At 45.5% G+C, this 26045-nt stretch carries 17 protein-coding genes and 1 pseudogene; 9 read left to right on the top strand and 9 right to left on the bottom strand.

The annotated features are described in order from the left end of the window. The first annotated feature begins 284 nt into the window (after positions 1-284). The 4 genes from EPL05_RS12460 to EPL05_RS12445 all read left to right on the top strand — a co-directional run bounded on the left by EPL05_RS12460 (position 285) and on the right by EPL05_RS12445 (position 7223). Entirely contained in the window at positions 285-887 is a 603-nt protein-coding gene (locus EPL05_RS12460) for a TetR/AcrR family transcriptional regulator (RefSeq protein ID WP_128534299.1), read from the top strand. A 330-nt stretch (positions 888-1217) separates the two neighbouring features. Beyond that, positions 1218-2351, top strand: a complete 1134-nt coding sequence (locus EPL05_RS12455; protein ID WP_128534298.1) for an efflux RND transporter periplasmic adaptor subunit — start codon at positions 1218-1220, stop codon at positions 2349-2351. 118 nt (positions 2352-2469) lie between these two features. After that, complete coding sequence (locus EPL05_RS12450) at positions 2470-5676, top strand: efflux RND transporter permease subunit (protein ID WP_166727691.1); 3207 nt, start codon at positions 2470-2472, stop codon at positions 5674-5676. A 134-nt stretch (positions 5677-5810) separates the two neighbouring features. Then, complete coding sequence (locus tag EPL05_RS12445; protein ID WP_128534297.1) at positions 5811-7223, top strand: efflux transporter outer membrane subunit; 1413 nt, start codon at positions 5811-5813, stop codon at positions 7221-7223. 114 nt (positions 7224-7337) lie between these two features. On the opposite strand, the gene EPL05_RS12440 is transcribed toward EPL05_RS12445, so the two are convergent. The 5 genes from EPL05_RS12440 to EPL05_RS12420 all read right to left on the bottom strand — a co-directional run bounded on the left by EPL05_RS12440 (position 7338) and on the right by EPL05_RS12420 (position 14374). Next, the gene (locus tag EPL05_RS12440) at positions 7338-8126 is read right to left on the bottom strand and encodes a hypothetical protein (RefSeq protein ID WP_128534296.1); all 789 of its coding nucleotides are present in this window, start codon (positions 8124-8126) and stop codon (positions 7338-7340) included. Positions 8127-8321: 195 nt separating this feature from the next. Beyond that, positions 8322-8615: a putative quinol monooxygenase gene (locus tag EPL05_RS12435; protein ID WP_128534295.1), complete on the bottom strand. Its 294-nt coding sequence runs from the start codon at positions 8613-8615 to the stop codon at positions 8322-8324. Positions 8616-8674: 59 nt separating this feature from the next. Further along, a complete protein-coding gene (locus EPL05_RS12430; protein ID WP_128534294.1) occupies positions 8675-9100 on the bottom strand; it encodes a DUF417 family protein in 426 nt (141 codons plus the stop codon). Positions 9101-9280: 180 nt separating this feature from the next. Next, entirely contained in the window at positions 9281-11632 is a 2352-nt protein-coding gene (locus EPL05_RS12425) for a TonB-dependent receptor (protein WP_128534293.1), read from the bottom strand. Between the two features lie 63 nt (positions 11633-11695). Beyond that, positions 11696-14374, bottom strand: coding sequence for a ThuA domain-containing protein (locus tag EPL05_RS12420; RefSeq protein ID WP_128534292.1), 2679 nt, complete (start codon positions 14372-14374; stop codon positions 11696-11698). Positions 14375-14940: 566 nt separating this feature from the next. On the opposite strand from EPL05_RS12420, the gene EPL05_RS12415 reads away from it, so the two are divergent. Beyond that, on the top strand, positions 14941-15483 hold the full coding sequence (locus tag EPL05_RS12415; protein ID WP_128534291.1) for an RBBP9/YdeN family alpha/beta hydrolase: 543 nt from the start codon (positions 14941-14943) through the stop codon (positions 15481-15483). 77 nt (positions 15484-15560) lie between these two features. Here EPL05_RS12415 and EPL05_RS12410 read toward each other — a convergent pair whose 3' ends face one another. Continuing rightward, entirely contained in the window at positions 15561-18059 is a 2499-nt protein-coding gene (locus EPL05_RS12410) for a glutaminase family protein (protein ID WP_128534290.1), read from the bottom strand. Between the two features lie 177 nt (positions 18060-18236). Between EPL05_RS12410 and EPL05_RS12405 the strand changes: the two genes are divergently transcribed. Beyond that, the gene (locus EPL05_RS12405) at positions 18237-18791 is read left to right on the top strand and encodes an acyl-CoA thioesterase (protein ID WP_128534289.1); all 555 of its coding nucleotides are present in this window, start codon (positions 18237-18239) and stop codon (positions 18789-18791) included. 146 nt (positions 18792-18937) lie between these two features. On the opposite strand, the gene EPL05_RS12400 is transcribed toward EPL05_RS12405, so the two are convergent. The 3 genes from EPL05_RS12400 to EPL05_RS12390 all read right to left on the bottom strand — a co-directional run bounded on the left by EPL05_RS12400 (position 18938) and on the right by EPL05_RS12390 (position 22862). After that, positions 18938-21319 (bottom strand): ABC transporter permease, encoded by a 2382-nt coding sequence (locus EPL05_RS12400; RefSeq protein WP_128534288.1) that lies wholly within the window; start codon positions 21317-21319, stop codon positions 18938-18940. Between the two features lie 173 nt (positions 21320-21492). Continuing rightward, on the bottom strand, positions 21493-22539 hold the full coding sequence (locus EPL05_RS12395) for an Atu2307/SP_0267 family LLM class monooxygenase (protein WP_128534287.1): 1047 nt from the start codon (positions 22537-22539) through the stop codon (positions 21493-21495). 2 nt (positions 22540-22541) lie between these two features. Beyond that, positions 22542-22862 carry a hypothetical protein gene (locus EPL05_RS12390; RefSeq protein ID WP_128534286.1) on the bottom strand — a complete coding sequence of 107 codons (321 nt, stop codon included), beginning with the start codon at positions 22860-22862 and terminating at the stop codon, positions 22542-22544. Between the two features lie 280 nt (positions 22863-23142). Here EPL05_RS12390 and EPL05_RS12385 point away from each other — a divergent pair. The 3 genes and pseudogenes from EPL05_RS12385 to EPL05_RS12375 all read left to right on the top strand — a co-directional run. Then, positions 23143-23505, top strand: a pseudogene (locus EPL05_RS12385) (VOC family protein); the annotation flags it as partial. Positions 23506-23621: 116 nt separating this feature from the next. Next, on the top strand, positions 23622-24488 hold the full coding sequence (locus EPL05_RS12380) for a glycoside hydrolase family 25 protein (protein WP_128534284.1): 867 nt from the start codon (positions 23622-23624) through the stop codon (positions 24486-24488). A gap of 167 nt (positions 24489-24655) precedes the next feature. Further along, on the top strand, positions 24656-26041 hold the full coding sequence (locus EPL05_RS12375) for an SGNH/GDSL hydrolase family protein (RefSeq protein WP_128534283.1): 1386 nt from the start codon (positions 24656-24658) through the stop codon (positions 26039-26041). Positions 26042-26045: the final 4 nt, after the last annotated feature.

Genomic DNA, 26045 nt, shown 5'->3' with positions numbered 1-26045 from the left:
GAATCGGAATTTTTCGCAATTCCGTTTTGGGGGGCTCAAGAAGGCTTCGCCGTTTACAGAATTTTAGACTGAAAAGAATTTGTATGGATTAGACCATTGGTAGTAAATTCTATTTTATTAAGAGCATTCTGGAAATTATCTAATTCTGTAAATTCTGATTCAGACAGTATTTAGTAAACCAAGTTGACTTATTTTTTTTCATGACAATTAAATTATACGGACTTCATTTTATCGCTGTACATTTGCTTAACACTGTTAAATGATTTAATAGCAGTTAAAACACAATGGCAAGTAAAGACAGGATATTACGCTTAAAGGAAGAAACCAGGACAAGTATCCTGGATGCAGCCCTGCGTATTGTGAAGGAAGAAGGCTGGCAAGCTTTAAGTATGCGTAAAATTGCCGATGTAATTGAATACACCGCCCCCATCATATATGAATACTTCGCTAATAAAGAAGCGATATTATTGGAGCTAACCCGCATGGGTTATTTAAAACTGGCTAAGGAGTTGAAAGAAGCAAAAAGCCAGCATACCAGCCCTGCCGACCAACTGGAGGCAATGTGGCTGGCTTATTGGAACTTTGCTTTCGCAAATAAAGAAATATACCAGGGGATGTTCGGTATAACCACATCATGTGCATGCGATATGGTAAATAAATTGCCAGAGGCTGAATTACCATGGGACATCTTTACCGAATCTATTGGGGAACTGATGAAGATAGACGATATGGACTCCGAGATCATTTGTACCAAATATTATACTTTTTGGTCCATCGTCCACGGATTGGTTTCTATCAACCTGCTCGACAGGGGAAATAGCGACGACATCAACAGGCAAGTATTACGAGATGCCATCACTGGCATTATCAGGAGTATCACTCCTTAATTTTTTTAACTAAAAAGATACGATGTTAAGTTATTTAACATCGTTAAATAAAAACGGCTCTACATCTACCATTAACCTTTAAAAACTACACCTATGGAAACAATTACGCAAAACTCACATAAATTACTTAACACTGTTAAACAATTTAATGATGTTATAACCTCTAAATCGTTGCGATGTCGTTAGCTAAGCTGTTTATTACTTAACAGATCCGCAAAAAATATCTATCAATACATTATTATGAATACCCTCAACTCAAACGAATCCATCTACATCAATAGCCTCCGGGCAACTTTTAATCCTACTAACTCACGCTCAAAATTAATTATCATGAAAAGTATCTTAATAGCCATCATAGCGGTAGCACTCTTCAGCTGCTCGCCAAAACAAGAAGCGGCGCAAGCCCCCGCGCCGCCGGCATTACCGGTATCAACCGTATTAGCGGGCACCCAAACTACTTACCAGGAATACCCTGCTTCGGTAGAAGGTACCGTTAACGTGGAAATACGCCCTCAGGTAAGCGGCGCTTTAGATAAAGTATTTGTTGACGAAGGCGCATTCGTGTCTGCCGGCCAACCTATCTTTAAAATAAACGAACAACCTTACCGCGCAACCTTAAACAACGCGCTGGCAGCATTACATGCAGCCGAAGCCGCAGCAGGTAACGCGCAATTAGAAGTGGACAAACTTACCACGCTGGTTGCCAACAAAGTGGTATCAGATTACCAGTTGAAAACTGCCAAAGCAGCCTACCAGATTGCCAAAGCCAATATCGAATCGGCAAAGGCAAATGTATCTGCCGCGCAAATCAACATCGGTTACACTTTAATAAAAGCTCCCGTTAGCGGTTACATCGGCAGGTTGATCAAAAAACAGGGTAGCCTGGTATCGCCGCAGGATGTTGACGCTTTAACCCAGTTATCTGATGTACACGATGTGCATGTGTACTTCTCTTTAGGCGAAAAGGATTTCGTTGCCTTTAAAGAGCAATACCCGGGCGCGACATTAAAAGATAAGCTTAAACAATTGCCAGCCGTAGCCCTGCTTTTATCTGATAACAGCGAATACGCAAAAGAAGGCCACATTGATATGATAGACGGCCAGTTTGATAAAACTACCGGTGCTATCACCCTAAGGGCAAGCTTCAGCAATTCACAAGGTTTATTACGCAGCGGTAACACCGGCAAAATTCGCTTGAGCCTGTCGCACAAAAACGCGCTGATCATCCCAGAATCTGCTACCATAGAAATGCAGGATAAGGTATTTGTTTGGGCCGTTGCCGACAGCAACAAGGTTACCAAGCTGGCTATTACCATTGAAGGTAAAAGCGGTAATAACTACCTGGTTAAAGACGGCGTTAAGGCGGGCGACCGCATTGTGCTTGCCGGCATTGATAAATTGCAGGAAGGCGCGGTGATAAAACCCGAACCCGTTGCAACCGATAAAACTGTAGCGAAAAATTAATAAATATTAGATCAAGATATAGGAATCAGGAGTCGGGATAAGGTGGGATTGAGAGCGGAGACCGTGAGGTGTCTTGTCTCTTGGTTCTTATATCTTGCCTCTACAAAAAATCAAAACCATGTTTCAGAAATTTATAGAAAGGCCGGTATTATCAACCGTTATCTCCATACTGTTGGTGATAGTAGGGATACTTGGCCTAACCAAACTGCCCTTAGAACGTTTCCCTAATATTGCCCCACCGGCAGTGTTGGTAACAGCGGCTTACCCGGGCGCCAATGCCGAAACCATATTACGTTCGGTAACACCTTCTTTGGAAGAAGCAATTAACGGTGTAGAGAACATGACCTACATGACGTCTACCGCCAGTAACGATGGTTCACTGGCTATTACCGTGTACTTTAAACAAGGTACCAACCCAGATCAGGCGGCAGTAAACGTGCAAAACCGCGTTTCACAGGCTACAAGCCAACTGCCTGCAGAGGTGGTACAATTCGGCATCACAACCACTAAACAGCAAAATAGCTTTATTGGTGCCCTGGGTATCTACTCAGACGATCCGAAAAAATACGATCAAACCTTTGTGGCCAACTATGCGCAGATCAATATCGTACCCGAGATTAAACGTATCCCGGGCGTAGGTTCGGCGAGTATATTTGGCGGTGTTAAGGATTACAGCATGCGTGTTTGGCTTAACCCGGCACAAATGGCAACTTACAAAGTTACCCCTGCCGAAGTAATGGCCGCCATACAGGACAAGAACCTTGAAGCCGCTCCGGGCCGTTTCGGCGAGCGCAGCGATCAATCGTTCGAGTATGTAATTAAATACAAAGGTAAACTCACCAAGCCGGAGGAATACCAGAATATTGCCATCCGCGCTAATGCCGATGGTAGCGTGCTGCACCTTAAAGATGTGGCACGTGTGGAACTGGGCGCTTACTCGTACAACAGTGTAAGTAACCTTAATGGGCACGATGGTGTTATCGTTGGTATTATTCAATTATCGGGGTCGAACGCCAACGAGATCCAGATTCAGATTGATAAATTGATGGAGAAAGCATCAAAAAGCTTCCCCGCAGGTATCAAATACAATCAGTTCTATCGCACCAAAACAGACCTGGACGAATCTATAAGCCAGGTTGAGCATACGCTGATAGAAGCATTCGTGCTGGTATTCATCGTGGTGTTTATATTCCTTCAGGATTTTCGGTCTACCCTTATCCCGGCTATCGCGGTTCCGGTGGCCATTATTGGTACCTTCTTTTTCATGAGCCTGTTAGGGTTCTCTATAAACTTGTTAACCCTGTTTGCATTGGTGCTTGCCATTGGTATTGTGGTGGATGATGCCATTGTGGTGGTAGAGGCCGTACACGCCAAAATGGAGCACAACCCAAGCCTTAGCCCTAAAAAGGCAACCACCGAGGCCATGCACGAAATTACCGGTGCTATTATATCTATCACCCTGGTGATGGCGTCGGTGTTCCTGCCGGTGAGTTTTATGACCGGTTCTACAGGTATCTTCTACAGGCAGTTTGCGCTTACCATGGCCATAGCCATTATCATATCGGCTGTTAACGCCTTAACGTTGAGCCCGGCCCTGGCTGCCTTGTTCCTGAAGAACAAACACACTGCCGATGGCCATGCCGCGCCTAAAAAAGGTTTTGCTGATAAGTTTTACGCAGGCTTTAACGGGAGTTTTAACTACCTCACAGATAGGTATATTGGCGGTATAAAGATCCTTTTACGTAATAAATGGATAAGCATGACCGGCCTTGCGGTGCTGATTGCGGTTACCGTATTTATGGTGAACCGTACCAAAACAGGCTTTATCCCAACAGAAGATCAGGGCTTTGTGGCCGTAGCGGTATCTACACCATCCGGAACTTCTTTAGCCGGTACCAACAAGATCTTTAAACAGGCCGAAGACCAGTTGAAAACGCTGCCGTCGGCAAGGTTTGTTACAGCTTTATCCGGCTTTAACTTCTTAACACAGTCCAGCAGCCCATCAGCCGGTGTAATATTCCTTTTGCTGAAACCAACCGATGACCGTGGTGCTGTAAAGAACATTGATGAAATACAGAACATTGTAAGGGGCAAATTAGGCGCAGTACCCGGGGGAACATTCTTCGTGTTCAGCTTCCCTACCGTGCCGGGCTTTAGTAACGTTGAGGCACTGGACGTGATGCTGCAGGATAAGACCAACGGCAAGCTGGATAAATTTAGCGGCGTTGCCAATACTTTTATTGCCAAGCTAATGCAAAAACCGGCTGTTGCCTACGCGTTTACATCGTACAAAGCCGATTACCCGCAATTGCAATTAGAAATTGACAATGAGAAAGCCAGCCAGCTGGGCGTAAATGTGAAGGACATCCTATCTACCATGCAGGCTTATTTTGGTACCGCGCAGGCATCAGACTTTAACCGCTTTGGTAAATACTACCGCGTGATTGTACAGGCTGATATTGCCGACCGTACCGATCCCACCGCCATAGACCGGGTGTTTGTTAAAAATAACAAAGGCGAAAGCGTGCCGATAAACACATTGGTAAAACTTACCCGTGTTTATGGTTCAGAAACAGCTTCGCGCTACAACCTGTTCAATTCTATTGAGGTGAACGCCATCCCAAAACCGGGTTACAGTTCGGGTGATGCCATTAAAGCTATCGAAGAAACGGCCAAAGAGCAGCTTCCGGAGGGGTTTACCTACGAGTTCTCAGGCCAAACCCGCGAAGAGATCTCGTCGGGCGGGCAATCAACCGTGGTATTCCTGTTGTGTTTGGTGTTTGTATACTTCCTGTTGTCAGCACAGTACGAAAGCTACATCCTGCCATTAGCGGTAATACTTTCTATCCCTACAGGTATCTTTGGTGTGTTTGTAGTGCTGGGCCTAACCGGCATCGAAAACAACATCTACGTACAGGTAGCGCTCATCATGCTCATTGGTTTATTAGCCAAGAACGCTATTCTAATTGTAGAGTTCGCGGTGCAGAAACGACGTGCCGGCATGAGCCTGGTTGACGCAGCCATTGAGGCATCCCGTTTAAGGGTCCGCCCGATAGTAATGACCTCGCTGGCATTCGTATTCGGTTTGTTCCCAATGAGTATTGCCACGGGCCCATCTGCACAGGGTAACCACTCTATCAGTATTGGTGCCGCGGGCGGTATGGTGTCGGGCGTATTGTTAGGCTTATTTATCATCCCTGTTCTGTTTGTAATATTCCAGCACTTACAGGAACGTATAAGCGGCGTACCCTTCGACAGGCATCGTAATAAACAGACCGGTGGTAACGACAAACATATAGATGAATTGCAAACGGAAATGATATAATCGACGAGTTAAAAACTCAACTATAGCGACGCGTGAAGCTCAACCCTCTTTCCGCAAAAGAGGGTCGGGCAGCGGAGCATACCCGGGGTGAGTAAAATAACGAAGCGATAAGAACGAATTTTAACAACAAGACAATGAAAAATTTATTTAGTAAACTGGCATTTATACTGGTGGTGTTATCCGGTTGTTCAGTTTCAAAAGATATAGAAACACCCAAACCTGCACTGCCAACTGAGTTTAGAAATGTGGCAACGGTGGGCGATACCACCAGCATTGCAGATATCCAATGGAAAAGCTTTTTTGCTGATGCAACGCTGCAAAAACTGATAGACAGCGCCATTGTAAAGAACTACGATATGCAGATAGCGGTGAAAAACATCGAATCATCGCAATTGCTTTTCAAACGCGTTAAATGGGACTATGTGCCAACCCTTGGGCTAAACGTGACCGCCAGCACCAGCCGGCCAAGCGATAACAGTGTGACCGGCTTAAGCCTGAGCCAGTACGATCTCGGTACAAAACATATCGAAGATTATTCAGCTAACCTGGCCTTGTCCTGGGAAGCGGATATTTGGGGTAAGATAAAAAACCGCCAGCGCGCCGCGTTGGCCCAATATCTGCAAACTGCAGAGGCTAAAAAGGCTATCCAAACCAATATTGTGGCCAGTGTATCGCAAGGGTATTATAATCTTCTAATGTTGGATGAGCAGTTGAATATTGCCCAAAAGAATGTTAAACTGAACGATAGCACCCTGCGCATCATCCGTTTGCAGTATGATGCAGGGCAGGTAACATCCCTTGCCGTTCAGCAAACGGAAGCACAACGCCAGGCCGCCGAGCAGTTGGTGCCACAGTTTGAGCAGAACATCGCCATACAGGAAAATGCCCTGCGCATCCTTACCGGTGAATTGCCCGACAAAATTGCCCGCAGCGCCAAACTGGGTGACCTTACCGTCCCCGAAAACTTATCAGCGGGAGTTCCGTCTGCCATCATAAGCCGCAGGCCCGATGTTAAAAGCTCGGAATTAGCTTTAAATATTGCTAATGCGAATGTAGGCATCAACAAAGCGGAGATGTATCCTGCATTGCGTATAACTGCATCTGGTGGTGTTAATTCGTTTAAAGCAAGCAATTGGTTCAATATTCCCGCTTCACTATTCGGTATTGTATCGGGAAGCTTGTTGCAGCCGCTTTTAAATCATAAAGAGCTAAGCACAAAATATGAAGTAGCTAAAGTTGAGCGCGAGAAAATCGTGCTGCAGTTCCGCCAGTCGGTATTGAACGCGGTAGGCGAGGTGAGCGACGCTTTAGTAAGGATAGAAAAACTGAAACAACAGCAAGCTATCGCTGCCAACCGTGTAAAAACGCTGCAACAAGCCACATCGAATGCTAATCTTTTATTCAGGAATGGCCTTGCTACTTACCTGGAAGTAATAACCGCGCAAGGCAATGTGTTGCAAAGCGAACTGGAACTGGCTACCGTAAAACGTACCCAACTGGATGCCGTATCAGAACTGTACCGCTCATTGGGCGGTGGTTGGAAATAAGCAAAAATTACCACCCCTACATATGCATAAACGCCTCCCGTGTTATCAGGAGGCGTTTATATATTAGCGTTATTTTAGTAATAAGTTTTAGTGCTGCCTAACGGAATTTATTGCCTAAACTATTTGTCCGGTTTGTATATCTACAGTGTAGGTAGTGCCATCTATCGTGATCTTCACTTTATGATTTCCTAAAAACAGGATGCTACCTTTATAGTTCCATTTGCCTTGAGGGGTATCGCCTGTAGTTTCAAAGGTCGCGCTGCCGCTTTCTATATCGCCATCATTCGCCGTGTTGATGATAAGCGAGGTAAGCTTATATTTAAACGAGGTGCTGAGTTTTTGTTTCGACCCTGTTTTGTATTGAAGACTTGCCTGCATATTCATCAAGCCGTTAAACGATAGTTTATCGGGATTTTGCGCGTTGAGCACGTTAACGGTTAAGTTTTGTAGGATATTGTATTTTGCTTCTAACGACGGAGTGATCATAGATACCAGCAAACTGTCATAGGCAGTTAAGCCGGTTGGTGTGTCGTTGGTACAAATAGTAGCATATTTAAATCTGCCGCTAACGGTTACCTTGGTGGTATCCAGATCCAGGCTGTAAGTAAGCGTGGTATCCATTGTCATACCGCAATCCGGGTTAACCGAGTTGATGATTATTTTTTTACGGTTTGGCGCAATGGCGTTTATCTTCGGGCTCAAACCATCATTAACGCTAAAACCGCCGATGCCGCCATACAGGCTTTGCACCAGGTTCAGCGCAATTTGCTGGCTTACGGCTTTAGTAGATACAGTACTACTATTACCTGTGGAAGAAAAATCGGGCGCATCTTTTTTACAGGATGTATAAAGGAATGCTATGGCTGTAACAGCAAAAATGCCGGAGAGTAATTTTAGTTTCATGTAATAAAGTTTAGTTGAATATATTTTTTGTATAAATTTAGTTAAAAACTACAATACTTTCAAAATAACTAAATGCTGTTTTTAAGTTAACTAAAAGATATAAAGGCGTTTCTATAAAATAGATTCCCAAAAAACAGAAAAGCCCTCCGCTTTGCAGCAAAAGGACTTCTCTTATCACCCTCAACTTAAACTTCTTTATTTACTTGCCAGTATTTCTACATACTCTATGGTTGGTTCCAGCGCCAATAGGTGTGGCGCATTAGCCATCAAGGCTTCGGCAACTTTACCGGCTAAGTGGGCATTACGGCCTTCATCACCTTCAAATGTGTCAAATATTCCAAAGGTGCTCTCGCTGATGCGGTAAGCATACCAATTAATGGTATCCGGCTCATCATTCACTAATGGCGAAGCACTTGCTAAAAAATCGGCAACGTCTTGTTCTTTACCTGGTTTTGCTACCAGTTTTACTAATAATCCTGCTTTTATCATGGGGGTCTTGTTTTTATAGGTAGATGTAATAGAATTACGTTTAAAAAGGAACTATGGTTTTATTTATTGAGCGAATTTTTACCTATAACCATAAATCCCAGGGCGAGGAACGCCAAATCCTTCACAATAAAAAATTCGGTAACGGGTACGCCGTCCACTACCTTCCACACTCCCGGCGTGGTAAGCAAAAAACTTAGCGTTGTTAAAAAGATGATAACGGTAAGGTAACCGCCTATCAGCCCAAGTTTCCTGTTCCAAAAAGAAGCGATAAGCAGTAGGCCGGTAATTATTTCAAACAAACCAATAAAGTTTGATACCCCCTGTGTGCTGCCGATCTTGTACATCCAGCTCATCAAAAAACTGTGCTGTACAAACGGCATTATCGAAGCCGCTTCTGTTGGGGTAAATTTAAAAATACCTAACCATAGTAAAATAATCGCTGTTGAGGCTACACCAATGGTATAGCCAGTTTTTGTGTGGTTCATGTTGTTGTGTTTTAATGGCTTTGTCGCAGGTGAGGGGCAAGCCTTACAGCAGACTGACAAAAAAAATCGCCCCGGCTGTTTAAAGCCGGGGCGATTTTTTATTTTGTAAGTCTGAGCTTGTCGAAGACCTATAAGTTATGCAATGTTATAAGCTCAGCATAACAAATTCATCATCACAGATTAGAAGTTAGTTCTCACGGTTACGCCGTACATCCTTGGGTTACCCAAATGCGATGCACCGAAATCGTAAGCATAATCGATGTAGTTTTTGTTGCTTAAATTGGTTCCCCAAACAAACACATCAAGCCTTTTAGTGGTAACACCTAAACGTGCGTTAAAAGTGCTGTAAGCTTTTTGCTCAATGTTGTTAGCCAGGTCGAAGTATTGTTTGCCGAGGTATTTCCACTCGCCGCGGGCAACTAATTTGGTGCCTCTGCCAAGCAAATAACCATATTGAAGGGCCAGCATAGAGGTTACATCAGGCGTATAAACCTGGTGGTTGCCATTCAGGTTTACTACAGCGCCGTTGCTTGGCACCTTCAGGTCGGTATAGCGGGCGTGGGTATAACCAAAGTTGTAAGAGATATCCAGGCCTTTTAAAACGGTTGCGGCAAGTTCCAGTTCGGCACCTTTGCTGCGCAGTTTACCGGCGTTACGGGTAAGTACAATCGCTTGTGGCAATACCAGTGTTGGTACCTGCGCGTTGTTTATTGAAATATAGAACAAGGATGCGTTCACCCTTAGTTTGTTATCGAAGAACAGGTTTTTCGATCCTACCTCAAAGTTGTTGCTGTATTCAGGCTTGTAGGCGAACAAAGGCGGCGACGAAGGGTCGGCACCAAGCTGGCTGAGACCACCTGCCCTAAAGCCACGGCTATAAGTTGCGTACAGGTTGCTCGCTTCAGATACATGGTAAGCAAGGCTCAGCTTTGGTGTAAAGGCTTTAAAGCTGGCGGTTGACGACGTGTCGTTCTGGGTAACTACAGGGGCGTCACCGTCCATTTGGAACTCGCCTTTTATTTCTTCTTTTTTATGCTCGTAATCGTAGCGTAAGCCGGCGGTCAGGTCCCATTTCGGATCAAGCACAAAAACTACCTGGCCAAATACCGCGGTGCCGTAATTATGCTCGATATTGGTATTAATAGTGCTGAAATTTGGGAACGGAGCGCCAACCATTTCACCGTCTGCACCAAAGTGCGTACCGGTTTTGGTTGGGGCATAACGGTAGAAGCCGTACAAACCGGCTGTCCACCTGATGTTCGTTGCCGAAGCAGGGGAGGAGAACCTAAACTCCTGCGTGGTTACCTTCACTTTGTTGAAATTGGGGCCGTAATTGTTAATTACACTTACACCATCAATCGGCGAAAAATCTCCGTCGATAGGCACGGTGTAGTAGCGGTAGTTTTGCTGGTAAGCCGTGTTCGAGGTAAAGTTAAAATCTTTACCAGTGTAGCTGGCAGACAGGGAAGCGTTAAAGATGTTATCGATCATTTTGGTAACCGCGTTCTGATTAACCTGGAAAGGTGTCGCCAAAGCGTCACCCGGCGAGCCTGATAAAGCAAATGGGCCATTGTTGCGGTTAGCGTAGTTCTTAACGTTCAGCGTTAAATTAAAGTTTTGGGTGGCCAGGTACTTCAAATAGTAGTTCCCCATAAAGGAATGCTGTTTATCCAGCTTGGTGTTGTTAAACTGGTTGTTGTAAAAACCATCAAAGCCATTGTACAGGCCGGCAACACCCAGGTATAGTTTATCCTGTACCAGCGGTGTGCGGATGCCCAGGCTGATACGTTTTTGGCCATAGCTGCCAAAATTCACTTCGGCAAAGCCCGTGGTTAGGTTGGTTGGTTGTTTAGTTATTACATTGATAACACCACCCATGGCATTACGGCCGTAAAGGCTGCCCTGCGGGCCGCGCAACACTTCTATGCGCTCCACATCAAAAAGTTGGGGAATGTAAGTATCCAAGCTAAACTGGTTCACACCGTCTATATAGGTAGCAACAGCAGGGTCGTAAGAAGTGGTTGCCACGCCGCGGATGCTGGTTACGTTCCTGTCGTCGCCGGGGCTGGCAGTGTACAGGTTGGGCACAATGGCGGTGATATCCTTCAGGTTCCACACCTTGTATTCCTGTACCTGTTTGGCAGATAGGGTAGAGATACTGGCCGGGATCTGCTGGGCTGCTTCTTCACTTTTTTGCGCGGTAACTACCACTTCATCCAGCCGGTTACTTGCTTCGGTTAGCTGGATGTTGGTTGATGCCGACTGCGCGCCAATAGTGATGCTTTGATTAATAGCCGCATAGGCTACATTGCTTACATGCAGGGTATACTTGCCGGCAGGTACATTCTTAAAGCTAAAAGCGCCTTTCCCATTGGTAATGGCGGCGTAATTGGTGTTTAATAAACTTACCGTAGCGCCCGCAATTGGGGAAGCGCCTGTGGTAGTAACGGTACCCGAAAAGTTAACACGGGTTTGAGCGAATGCTGAACAAAATAGCGTCAGCGCGAGTAAGAGAGCAGATAATTTCTTCATTGTAAAATAAAAAAGCGGATATGATGTAGGGTTATCATATCCGCTGCAAAGAAAACAATTTTATTATTTAAGTGAGTATATCCAGTTAATGATCTTTTGGCTTTCTGCAGGTTTTAAAGCAGGGTGGCCAGGCATATCTACATCACCCCAAACACCGTGACCGCCGTTTGCTATCTTTTTGATCAGATGAGCAGAGGAGGCAGCATTTGCAGGGTATTTTTTAGCTACCTCGGCAAACGCGGGACCTACCGATTTTTCTGATACTTTATGGCAAGCCGAGCAATCAAGCGACATCATCAGGGCTTTGCCTGCTGCGTTGGCTTTCATGTTCGCCACTTTTAATTTCATATCAGGCGAATCCTGGCCAGCTAATACAGCAACTGTTTTGCCGCTGGTGCTTACCGCGTCGTACTCGTCCCTTGCTTCAACAGAAACAGTATAGTTTCCTTTTTTAGTATAGGTATAAGTTAACTTAGGTACGGTGGTCGTCTTTTTAACACCATTGCCCAGGTTCCACATATAGATTATTTTGTTTTTCTCAGGGTCGGTTGCTTTAACCGTTAATACGGTAGTTAAAGGCAATGCGCCGTAAGCTTTGCTGGTAGCTACGCTTGCTACTTCGGGCGCGCGGTTACCACTGTTGTAATCTATACGCGCTAAACCGGCATCCTTGTTTTTGGCAAACCAGCCGGTACCATACTCTAACAGGTAGATCTTACCATCAGGGCCGGTTTCCATATCAATAACGTTATGGAATTTGGTATCGGCCATAAATGGCTCCATTTTATCCAGGTCGCCGTTTGGCTGCAGGGTAAGTAGTTTAATAAATCCGCGGATCCAATCGTAAAAAACAACTTTCTTGTTAAAGTAATCGGGCATACGGGTAGCCTTCGGAAACATATCTGTATAGTAAGCCGGGCCCGCCATAGCGTTACGGCCACCAGTACCTACCTGCGGAAAATCAGGAGATTCGGCATACGGGTACCAGATAAATGCTGGCTGCGCAGGTGGCAGTTCGCGTAAACCGGTATTGTTTCTCGAATCGTTCACCGGGTGCATTGGGTCCCATGGGGCACCAGATACGCCAGTGGCATAATCAAACGGGCGGTAGGCGTAGTTGTTGGCAATAAAAAATGGCCAGCCAAAGAAACCTGCTTTACGCGCCTGGTTAAACTCATCGTAACCGCGGGGGCCGCGTGTTTCTAAGCTATCTTTTTGCGCATCAGGGCCTACTTCACCCCAGTACAGGAAGCCGTTCTTTTGATCTACCGAGATCCGGTATGGGTTCCTGTCGCCCATTACATAAATTTCCGGGCGGGTTTTTGGTGTACCTTGTTTAAATAAGTTCCCTTCGGGGATGCTGTAAGTACCATCCGGATTAATTTTTATACGTAAGATCTTACCACGCAGATCGTTGGTGTTACCGGCAGAACGGCGCGCATCGTGGTTTAAAAACTCAGGGCGGTCATCTTGTGGGGCAAAAGCGCGGGTATTAAATGGTTTTTTGCCCGGCTCATCAAATGGGGTACTGTTATCGCCGGCTGATAAGAACAGCATATGATCTGGCCCGAAAGCGATAGAACCACCTGTATGGCAGCAGATCTCGCGCTGCGAGTATAATTGTAAAATTACTTTTTCGGTTTTGTTATCAATGGTATCGCCGGTCATGGTGAAACGCGAAAGGCGGTTTACTGAAGTATCCGACGGGCTGTAATAAATATAAACGTAGTGGTTGGTTTTAAAATCAGGGTCGATGTTTAAACCCAATACACCTTCTTCGGCGTTAACGCCCTTGGTATGTGTTTTCCAGTACACATCTAAAAAGCCGGCTTGTTTTACGGTTTTAGTGCCGTTTTTGTACAGCATCAGTTCGCCGCGGCGCTGCGATACCAATATATCAAAGTTTGGCAATACGGCCATTTCGGTGGGCTCAAAAAATGTGCCTTGTACCAATTGTGTTTTCTCAAAACGGTTGGCTTCCGGCACGCGCACAGTTGTGGCTTTGCTGTAATCCAATGCTTTGTTATCGCCAATGGCGTATTTGATACCACCAAGCAGGTGACCAAGGAACAATGGGTCTACGTAAGATTCATCGGTGTGGCCCAGTTCGGTGTAAAAAGAACGGCCGTTCTCAAAATTCTGGTACCAGGCCATTGGGTGGGTAGCGCCGTTTTTGCCGCCGGTGTAACTGCTTTCGTCAATGGTCATCAGCACATGTATTTTCGGGCTGATGCTTTTAAAGTTGTACCATTCGTCTTTACGTTTCCAAACGGCAGGTAAGCCGCGGGTAGCTGGGTGGTTTTTGTCAACCACGTTCAGCGTAGCTTCCTGTTGCTGAGGGTGGCTTAAAAAGTAGGCACCAACCAGGCGGCCGTAATATTTCCAGTCGTATTCGGCGTCTGCGGCAGCATGTACGCCAACAAAGTTACCGCCTGCCTGCATATAACGCTCCAGGTCGGCCTGCTGATAGTTGTTCAGCATGTAACCGGTAGTGTGTAAAAACACAACTGCCGAGTATTTTTTTAAGTTGCTTTCGGTGATCTTGGAAGCATCAGAAGTGCTGTCTACCAGGAAATTGTTTTCGGCGCCCAGTTTCATAATTGCTGGTACGCCAACGGCAATACTTTCGTGGTGATAGCCCGAGGTTTTTGTGAAAACCAGTATTCTCGGCTTAACGGGTATTTTGCTAAAATTAAATAGCATTACACACAGCACGAGCAAGAGGGTAATTTTAAATCGCATATTGGAAGTTTATTTGGTTGATAATTAGTTAAAACCACACGTTTGCTCTCATTGTGTGATTATTACGCAATAAATATAATATTAAAACTAATAAATGGGTAATAGTATCTCAAATATTACAGATTACTACCGCATAATTATAGAATAGCTTTTTAATAAACGCTTAAAAAAACGCAAATGTTTTGGGGAGACAAGCATAATTATTTTCGAAAAGATGGGGTAGACCTCCCTGTCTTTAAAAGTTTAATGAAGAAATTGTAATAGGAGGAAAGAGGTAAATACCTTACCTCTTTCCTTTAAAAATTTTGCCTTTAATAAGGACGTTGCCTTCGGCCCGCGCTATCCATTCCAACTCCTCATTGCGCGCTGCTGATAGAAGCGGTGCTCCATTCCGGGGTTTCCATTGTTATCGCTAAAGCGGACCATCCATTAATTTGGAACTTATGACAGAACAGCCCCAATATTTTATTCGTTGAAATTCGGAACTTAAATAAATCTGTAATATTTTTAAGAGGTTTTTTTTGACCTTCGTAGTCAGCTAATGCAAAATTTTATCAATCTCAGGAATGGATTTTAAATCAACTATTTTTATTCTTCCGGGGCTCGGAGATTCGGGCCCCGAACACTGGCAGTCTATCTGGGAAAACCGTTTCGGCTTTGTTAGGATACAACAGGATGACTGGGAAACCCCCGTTTGCGAAGATTGGATAGCTAAAATACAGCAAACCATCAGCCGGCATAACCCGGGAGCGGTAATATTGGTGGGGCATAGCCTGGCTTGTGCAACCATCGCTTTTTGGGCACAAAAATACAATTACGCCATTAAGGGCGCGCTTATGGTGGCGCCAAGTGACACTGAGGCGGATAGCTATCCCCTCGGTACCACAGGCTTTGCTCCGGTTCCATTAGCGGCATTGCCATTCAGATCTATTACCGTATTCAGCACTAACGATTTTTACGTAACAGCAAAGCGCGCAACGCTTTTCGCGGAGAGTTGGAATAGCGAATTGAAAAATATTGGTGACGCGGCACATATTAACTCTGCCTCCAACTTAGGGCTATGGAAACAGGGATTGACCTATCTGCAAGCCCTTGACCAGGGTGCGTAGCAAAAGTATAAACTGCGAATAATAAAATAACGATGGGCTTTAAACCCATCGCTATTAATTAACACAGAAATATTTTCTTATTTCTTCCCCGTCATTTTATCCTTTAAGGCTTTCATAAAGTATCCCCCCACAACACTCCTCGCCTGGAAACCAACCATCTTACCGGTGGTGGTTTCGTGCCAGTCGCTTAGGGGCACGCGTGTGGATGTTTCCTGCGCGTATTTGTAAATTGGTTTCACCAGCGCGTCAAAATCCTTGCGGTTATCGGTCATCGTCGCGGTCCATAAGATCCAGTCGCTTTTGGTATAGGTTTTACGGCTATCCAGTGGTAAACCATATTTTTCCTGTTTGCCCAGGTAGTATTTTATCTCCTTGTCGTAAACGTACTGCGGAAACAGGTTCAGGCCTAAAACTTTATCCCAAACCATGTTGTATTTCTGGCTCCAGGTGTTCTTATTGTCGAAAACAAGGGCGTAGTGATCGCCTGCATCATCTTTGCCAATCCATTTGGCGGCCAGATCTTTAGCCAGCGCGCTGTATTTAACGGCGGTTTTAGTATCGCCCAGCATCTCAGCCATCTTGCCGTAAGCACCAATAGCAACAATGGCTTTGATAGATAGGTTGGCGTTATGCGCCAGGTGTCCAGCAAAATCATCGGTACATAACTGGTTACCCGGGTCAAAACCAGCTTCGGCAAGGTAGTTGGTCCAGGTAGTGAGCGTTTTCCAATGCTTTTTGGCATAGGCAGGGTCTTTTTGTGCCATTACAATGGCACCGGTCAATATCACCAGGTTACCGCTTTCTTCCACCGGCATATCCTCGCCATAAGTTTGCCCGTTGGCAAGGGGGTAGGTGCCCAGGTCATGCGCCGCGAATGGTTTTGCCCATTTGCCGCTTTCGCTGTAGTAGAATATGCCGTTCAGCATTCCCTTAAGCAGGTCGGGGTTGTATAGCAAGTACAATGGTGCAGAAGGGTAGGTAACATCCACCGTGTTGATAGACCCATTGCTGAAGTTCTCTTTTGATAAGAAAAGCAATTCGCCCTCCTGACTTTTTACCAACTGGTGTGCAGCTATACTTTGGCGGTAAGCCAGCACGCACAGTTTGGCATATTTTTCACCGCCGGCCTTGTACGCGTCGGAATAGATCTTAGCATCGGTGTTGCGGCAGGCAGCCATAACGGTTAAATAGTTTTTTAACGAAGCCGCCAAAACGCCATCCATGGTAGCGCCCTTTGTATTGCGCCACCACGGGCGCAGGTCGGTTTTAAAATATTGTACCGAATAGATATCGTCGTAACCAACAGCGATGTGTTTTTCCGCGCCGTTTTTGCCAACCCTGCCAAATGGTAGCAATGTATTCAGCATCAGTTGCTTGCCAACCACCGTGGCATTAGTGCCCGGAGTAGAAAGATAGGAGTTGATAGCTTCTTCCTCGGTAGTGATGTATTGCCTGGCGTTGTAAGTAGGGGATGCTACATATAGGTATCCCCAGTCAATCCGCAGGTCGTCGCCACGTTTTTTGAGGATAGGCTGCTCGGTGGTACCGGCCTTCATAATTTTGATGCCGCCGGCGGTATAGGTTTCGGCCTTAACTTCCTGTGCGGGGGTATTTGCCGCCGCGTCGGTAGAAACGCCCTGGTAAATATCCACCGCGTGCGTTTTGTTATCGTTGGCCTTAACCTCGTAACTGATGTACGATACCGGGTTAGCCAGTGTTTTAATATCGGTGATCAGCAGGGGCGAAGTAAACGTTACATTTAAATTCACCGCGCCGCATTTAAAGCTGTAGATGGTTTGCGTGGCATTCACCTTTACGGCAGTTTGCGTGGCTAATTTAATAGCCTCGTTTGTTTTGTCTTCCACTTTTACCGAAAGACCCGCGTCAAGCGAAGCCAGGCCGCCGGTGTTGGTGCAATGTAAAGCCAAAACGTTTTCGCCGATTTTTAAAGCGGATGCAGCAGCGGCAGATAGCTCGAACATCTGCAGATCGCCGTTGGCACCGCCGCTGGCGTAGATTTGTTTGCCGTTGAGGTAAACCTCTACATCGTCGTCGTGAAATAAACGAAGTAATAAGGGGCTTTTTGGCAGTTCGCTCAATGTAAAAGCGCGGCGTACCCATACTTCGCGGCTTGTCCAGCGGGTGCCGGTAGTGTTTTCATTATCGCTGAAAGGGGCTTTACCTGTTTTCCAATCCTGGTCGGCATAAGTTTGTTTTTCCCAGCCTGCTGTTGGCGCGGTAAAGCTGTATTTGCAAGCGTAAGCGCTCTCGTCTGCCGCCGGTAATACGGTTTTGTAATGCGGCGCGGCCTGCCCCATAAACCGGTAGTATTCGCCGTCTACCTTCAGCACGCCCAATAAAGACTGGCTTTTGCCTGTCCAATGCGTAGTGGTAGATTCGTTCAGCTTATCGGTTGTAGACCAGATGCTAAAATAGGGGTTATGCGTGATCAGCGGATAGGCAGGAGCATGATCCTGCTGTGCCAGTGCCGGCACTGTTGAACTGACTAAAATGCCGCATAGGAGCGCCCGACCGGGGTTTCCCCAGCCGGAAATGAAATTGAAGAATTTTTTCATGTAAATGATGTTTTAAAAATTGTTGGACCCGTGACTATTCAAAACACAGAATACAATAGTATAAATAAGGATTTGTTTAACCATGAATTAAATGCATTTAGCAATTAGTGCTGTGCAATGCTTTTTTGATACCTTAAATTATTTGCGCAAATTGAGCGCTTATTAACGCCACACCTTATGGACACCTTTAAAACCGTTACCGAATCGCAAACCACCCTCACCGAATTAATGATCCCATCCTACGCCAACTTTGGCGGCAAAATACACGGGGGCATTATTATGGGGTTGATGGATAAGGTTGCTTACGTATGCTCTGCCAAGCACGCGGGTGCTTATTGCGTAACTGCTTCGGTAGAGGATATTGATTTTTTAGCGTCCGTAGAGGTTGGCGAATTGGTGTCATTAATGGCATCTGTAAACTATGTGGGGCGTACCTCGCTGGTGGTAGGCATCCGGGTAGTATCTGAAAATGTAAAAACCCATGAGATAAAACATACCAACACCAGCTACTTCACCATGGTGGCAATGGACGATAACCATCTACCCCTGCAAGTGCCCGGCCTGATATTGCATACCGACGTAGAGATCCGCCGCTTTTTCCAGGGCCTGCACCGCAAGCAGCTCAAGAAGTATTACCGCCAGGAAGAATCGCGCATCAAATCAGATTTTGAAATGAATGAAACGATCGAACTGCTGAAAACGGAAAGATGCAGAATTGAGAGGGTGAAGTAAGGCGCTTTCTGCATGAAAATTGAATCGTAGCTAATTGACTTACTTCGACTTACCCGGCGATTGCTCCGCTCGACCAGTCTCTCTGCTACGCAAGAGCGTTTAAAAACTATCGTAGCAGGTTTTCCTTATATAGCTTTCATAGGCCGTTACACCTTTAACTTAACTGCCGGGTTAAACCTTACCGCTCGTACAATTTGTAAACAAACCGTAACGGCAACTATGGCAATGGAAATAACCATTGCAGTTACAAATGGAGTAACCGATATATGGATCCTGTAAGCGAAGGTTTCCAGCCATTTATTTGCTACAAAAAAGGAGAGCGGCCAGGCTATAGCGTTTGCAGTTAAAACAATATAAAAAAACGGCTTGCTTAGAGTTACCATTAACTGCTCCCCGGTTGCGCCAAATACTTTCCTTATCGCAATTTCTTTCATCCGTAAGCGGATTGCCTGCGCTGCCGAGGCAAAAAAGCCCAGCGATGCAATAAATATAGCTATTGCCGAAAAGTAGAACAGCACCGATTTTAGTTGCTCCTGTTTTATAAAAAGTCGGCCATATAATTCATCAAGGAAATGATAATTGAAATTATCGCCGTCGAGTTTGTTGATGCTGGTCCATTGATGTCCCAGCGTGGTTAGCATTGCCGGTATGGCATTGCTTTCGGCACTGATCATTATTTGTGTTTTGGTTAACCCGCAACCGGCGTTCATTAAATAAATAGCGGGCTGTATGTTTGCCTCAAAACCGTTTGCCTTTACATCCTTAACTACACCAATAACTTTGTAATTGCCTCCGCAGCCGGTTATGGTTGTGCCAACAGCGTTATCCAATCCCATGGCTTTTGCAGCTGTTTCGTTGATCACCGCATTTGCCGAATCTACCGGGAATGACGACGAAAAAGCCTGACCCTCTTTCAACCCGATATTTAAAGTCTCAAAGTAGTGGTAATCAACACCAATAGTTTGCATAGCGTAAGCCTTATTTTGAACGTTATATTCAAACGTAGCGGGTATAATGCCGCCGGGTACATTGGAAGCAACCGTAACGTTTTTTACCCCGGGGATGTCTTTTATCCTCTCGCGCGCCGATTGGAATTTTTTAGGATCGTTGTAAATGCCAAGGTTATCAATATAAACCACCTGTTTAGCTGTAAACCCGGGATTCTCAGATCTCATAAAGGTAACCTGCTGATTGATCACCGCCAGGGTGATCACAAAACCGATAGCAAACGTAAATTGAAGTACGGTGATAGCGCCGCGGATCCATGAAAAAGTTTGGCCGCTAACAAACTGGTTGCCGCTTAACACTTGGATTGGCTTAAAGCCCGCCATTACAAAAGATGGGTAAATGCCGGCCAGTAAGGTGAGCGAAATTAATGTAACTGTAAGCTGTGTGATTATTGTGAGGTTTATGCCCGAAATTAAAAGATTTACGTTGAGTAGGTTATTAAAATAGGGCAGACCGATTACTACTAAACCAAATGCGATAATTAAGGCGAGAAGACACTGGAAAAAGATCTCGGTTAAAAATTGGAGTATGATCTGCCTTTTGATAACGCCGTTAACTTTTTTTAATCCAACTTCTTTAGACCGTTTACTGGCCTGGGAAATGTACAGGTTTGTAAAGTTTACCCCGGTTACTATCAGAATAATTATTGCCAGTATGATAAGCCCCTTAACTATCTGGTTATTCACCTGCGAACCGTAATGAGGTTTTAAATGCAGGTTTGATAAAGGGTCTAAATAAATTGTAGCAGCCGGTGATTGACTTAGCGCCTGTTTTGCTACCTGGCTGGTATCGGCTAAAGCTGCTTGCTTATATATCTTATCTATTTTTTTGGATAGCAGGGCAATATCGGCATTTGGCTTTACCAGCAAATAAGTTTGATAGATCTGGTTGGCATAGCTTTGGTCTTTCCCCTGGGTAATGTCTTGGCTAAAACCAATGCAATCAAAATTTAAATTGGTATTCCCCGGCATATCATCGGCCACACCGGCAACGGTGAAAGGCATCCCGGTTCTTGATGCCATGTTCACCCTTTTATTTTGGATTGCGCTATCGCCCGGAAAAAGCACATTAGCGGTTTGTTTAGAGAGCAAAACGGTGGGCAAAGTACTTTTGGGGTCTAAATTAAACCCCTTTGGTTTAACCCCTAATATTTTACTGATGGAGTAATCGGCCCCAACCCATTTTTTTATCAGGAACCTTCCCGATGGCGTATAAAAAGGCAGCTGGAACAACGCTGTGTTCATCCGCCCGGTTTCTTCAACTTCCGGGCACTGGCTTTTTATGGCCGCAGCCAGTTTGCCGGGCGTGTAGGGAGAGGGGCCGGTAGGCATTTCCCTTTCCACCAGGTACACGCGGTTGATATTCTTATTCCATGTGTCGTAGCTGGTTTCATTATCAACATATAGGGTAACAAAAATAAAGGCCGCCAAACCCATGGCCAGGCCCGCGATGTTTAAAAAATTGTACCATTTGCCTTTTAAAAAAGTGCGGAAGGCAATTTTAAGATCGAGTTTATTCATGGCCGTATTTCACAGGGGCAAATATTTAGGACGTTCTAACAATTTGCCGTTTGAGTTGCCAAAATAACACTATTTTATGTATTTTCAGAATTATATTTTGCATTTGTTTAATAAATACAATTTATATTCTTTTCTTTATGTAAAATAACAACTGTGCAGCAGATTGCGGCTGGCTAAGATGCTTTCGCCGAAATCTCCAATTCCTTCCTCACCACAGGCGCTACTTTCGTTCCAAACAACTCTATCGCCTTCAATACCCCGCTATGCGGTGTGTGGCCGGTAACCAGTTGCGCTAAAAATCGAGTGTTTTTAAACAGGCGGTGCTGCTCCAATATCTTATCAATAGCCATTTGCGCGTCGCCAACTATTAGCGGGCCATCGCTGCGGAGGTATTCAAATTGTTCCTTGCTCATGGGCGACCAGCCTCTGTCGCGGCCCACGCGGTTCATAAGCGCCTCGTACGATGGGTAAAACTCGTTCACCGCCTGTTGGTTGCTTTCGGCTATGTAAAATTGGGAACTGATGCCCAGCTGTAGTTTGCTTACATCGTGCCCGGCTGCTGCCGCGGCTTCGCGGTAGAGTTCTACAAAGGATACAAAATGTTTTGGCGCGCTACCCAATATCGCTATCGTCATGGGGAGGTTTAATTGCCCGGCGCGTTTTGCGGATGCCGGTGTACCGCCAACGCCCAGCCAAATAGGTATTTCGGCTTGCAGGGGGCGTGGGTAAATACCCTGGTCTTTTATCGGCGCCCGGAACTCACCCTTCCAGGTTAGTTTTTCTGTTTTATTTATCTGCATCAGCATGTCCAGTTTTTCGCTGAACAACTCGTCGTAATCATTCAGATCATAGCCAAACAAAGGGAACGATTCGATGAACGAACCGCGGCCGGCCAGGATCTCGGCACGGCCACCACTGATAAGGTCTACCGTTGCAAAATTTTGGAAGGTGCGCACCGGGTCGGCAGAGCTAAGCACCGTAACCGAACTGGACAGCCGGATGTTTTTGGTAACAGATGCAGCGGTAGCCATAAATATTTCGGGTGCCGAGATCACAAAATCGGGCCGGTGATGCTCGCCAAAGGCAAAAACATCCAGGCCAACCTCGTCCGCCAGTTTAACCTCCTCCAGTAATTGCTGCACGCGTTTGTGCGCGTTAACAGCGCCGCCCGCTTTACCATCCGGGCTAACCTCGCCGAAGGTGCTTATCCCTAATTCCATGTTTAATCCTGCTTTGCCTGGTATTTATAATGCAGCTGTTTTAACGTTTCTTCCGCTACTTCATCTGCCGAATAGCCATAGCCGGTAACCAAAATGCCCTTTTGGCCAGCCGGTGATGCCAGTGCGTAAACGGTTGCTTCATCTGCAGGGTCAGACGGGCCTTCGTAGCGGTACACATCCACAATTTCAAACTCATCTGCCGGGTAGGTATATTCGCCGGCCTTTAAATGGTTAGCTTCCAGGTTAAAATCTAAGTCGAAACCCTGCTCTTTCAGCTTGTCTATGGCTTCGCTAACGGTTGCGTAATGGAATTTTTGTTTCATCGGGTTGGTATGTTAAGGTTATATGCTACAACAAACTTATAAAAAGCAGATTGGTTTTTGGGTTTGTTACAGCATCAGTGTTTTGTAAAGATTGATGTCGTGGCAACGCGAACAGTTTAACCTGTTTATGGAGGTATGGCAAATTACTGTTAATAGAAACAACCTAATTTTACCCAAGTTTACATTATAACTTGGCACAATTGATAATTCGTGACCGAGCCGTCTGAAAGCTATAAATAAAAAATTATGAGGCCGACAAAAATAATGGGCTAATCTTGCTGTAAAGGATGTAGCCAACACCCGGGGTTTTTATATCGAGTTGGGATTTAAATCAAATGAGGGGCGCAATAAAACAAACGTGTTGACCAGTTTTTTAATTGGCGAGAAAGATTTTGTGGTGCATTTTTTTGCAAATGATCCGTTTAAAGAGGCCACAAAAGGAGAGGTTGCAGACCTGGCCCTCGGAAATGAAATAATATTTACGCTTTGGGCAGAAAGTAAAGAAGAAGCGGATGCCTGGTCCATTGAAGTACGGAACGCAGGCGGAACGGTCTTTAGCGAACCGGCCGCATTTGGCGAAGGCTATTATGGTTTTGGTTTTGCGGACCCGGACGGGCATAAATGGAACGTTTTGCATATGTAGTGAAGGCCTCCAAAGCTTTAAACTAATCCTCAATAATGCTTCGCTCATCTCGCGGTAGCGGAAAACGTTTATAAGTTTCATAGCGATGGGTTTCAAACCATCGCTATATTTGCCCCGTGGCAATCCCCAGATCTACCAAACCTCCCGTAAAACGAACCGCGAAACCGGTAACACGACGAAAAAAGGGCAAACCCGGCAGCACCTGGTGGAGGTGGCCCGCCGTGATATTCGTACTCATCCTGCTTTCGCCTTTTTATTATGGGTATATCCTCAATGGCTTTACCGGTGCCTGGCGCTGGATCCGTGACATTGGCAACGACCCGAACTACCGCACCTATAAAAGTTATAAGATCCGCATCCCATCGGGCTATAAAATACACGGTATTGATGTATCGTACGCACAGGGCAAGATAGATTGGCGTAAAGTGAGTGCCATGGAAGACGATAGCGTACGCGTTGATTTTGCCTTTATAAAAGCCACGGAAGGCTTGATGCTGGTGGATTCCTACTTTAAACGCAACTGGCACGAAGCACCAAAAGCAGGGATTACCTGCGGGGCTTACCACTTTTTCAGGCCCAGGAAGGCAGGGTTGTGGCAGGCGCGTTTTTTCCTGCAAAACGTTACGATGGAACGGGGCGATCTCCCCGCTGTTTGCGATATTGAGGTGTTGGACGGTACTTCGCCCGAAGCCATGCGCAAAGAACTAAAAGCATTTTTAAAGCATGTAGAAGGCAAAACCGGCGTAAAGCCCATCATTTATACCAGCATTAGCTTTTACAAGGATTACCTTGATGGTTATTTTGACCGTTACCCCTTATGGATAGCGCATTATTATCAGGCCAAGCTAAAAATGGACGGCAATACCAGCTGGCGTTTCTGGCAACACTCGGATAAGGCCCGCGTAAACGGCATCAACCACGTGGTAGATTTTAATGTGTTTAAGGGAGATAGCCTGAGCTTTCAAAAATTGCTGGTGAAGTAGAGGGGAGCGACTAATTATTAATTCCCTAACTCGTCCCCGAGTACAAGATCGTAAGCCTTATATCTCCATCCATAAAACTGTTACAAAAAACTTTTCAATGCACTTGGAAAATCAAATTAAATGCCATTTATTTGCTAAATCAATTTAGCTATTTAAGCCTGAATTTAATGAAACGTTTTTACCTTGTTGTTTTCCTCATCGGCAATGTGCTGTTTTTAAATGCGCAAACCATCCAGCCTTTTAAGGCGGGGGATAGAGTGGTGTTTACCGGCAACAGTATCACCGATGGCGGGCATTACCACTCGTATATCTGGCTGTATTATTTAACCCATTTCCCAAACCGGCGTATCCAGCTTTTTAACGCCGGGATAGGCGGCGACGTTTCCAAACAAATGTACGAGCGCCTGGACAGCGATGTGTTCGCTAAAAAGCCGACCGTAGTTACGCTTACCTTCGGCATGAACGATACCGGGTATCAAAACCTCAAAGGCGCTAAAGCAGATTCGGTTTACACAGCGAAAGTGACCGAATCGCTAAAGAGTTTCGCTTTGATAACAGATAAACTGAAGCAGCACCCCGAGGCGAGGAAGATCATGATCGCATCCTCGCCTTATGACGAAACCTCCAAAATAAAAGCCACACCGCTTTTAAAAAAGAACGCGGCTATGCAGAAGATAGCGGCAGAGCAGCAAGCCGCAGCCCTGCAAAATAAATGGGACTTTGTAGATTTTGGCACCCCTATGACCGCCATTAACCAGCGCGGGCAGCAAACAGATTCTGTCTTTACCCTACAGGGTAGCGACCGTATCCACCCCACAAACGACGGGCAAATGGTGATGGCCTATTTGTTCCTTAAATCGCAAGGGCTTGGTGGGAGCAGTGTTGCAAACGTATCTATAAACGCTAAAAATAAAAAAATCGTTTTAGCTAAAAACTGTTTAATTACACAACCGAATATCTCAACAAGCAACGTTAAATTTACATACCTCGCCAATTCGTTACCTTACCCAATGGATACCATCCCCAGTGGTTTCGGCAGGCCGGATAAAGCACAATCGGAAGCTTTAAAGATCATCCCGTTTACCGAAGAGTTTAACAAGGAGATGTTGCAGATAAGTGGCCTGCAGGATAAAAAATATAATTTAAAGATAGACGGCAAGGCAATCGGCTCGTTCAGCGGCGGCGAGTTTGCGCAGGGCATTAACCTCGCGCTTATTAAAACTACCCCGCAATACCAGCAGGCGCTTGCCGTAATGCACCTGAACGAAGAACGCTGGATGATAGAACGCCGCCTGCGCGAATATTACTGGATCCACTATTCTATCCTTAAACCGAAGGGCCTGCTGTTTAACGATGGCGACGCCACCGTAGATTCGCTGCAGAAGTATGGCAAAAAGGATTTTTTTGTCGCCGTAACTATTCCAACCTATCAAAAAGCGCGGTTTAAAGCCGTGCGGGATGCCTGGCAAAAAGAAATGGACCTGCTTACCAATGAGATGTATACGGTAAATCAACCCGTTCCGCACCGCTTCGAGATCACTTTAGTAGATTAATGCT

Source organism: Mucilaginibacter gilvus, from assembly GCF_004054195.1.
Classification (GTDB): domain Bacteria; phylum Bacteroidota; class Bacteroidia; order Sphingobacteriales; family Sphingobacteriaceae; genus Mucilaginibacter; species Mucilaginibacter gilvus.
The sequence above is the reverse complement of the archived record's forward strand: the minus strand, read 5'-3'. Positions and strand labels throughout refer to the sequence as shown.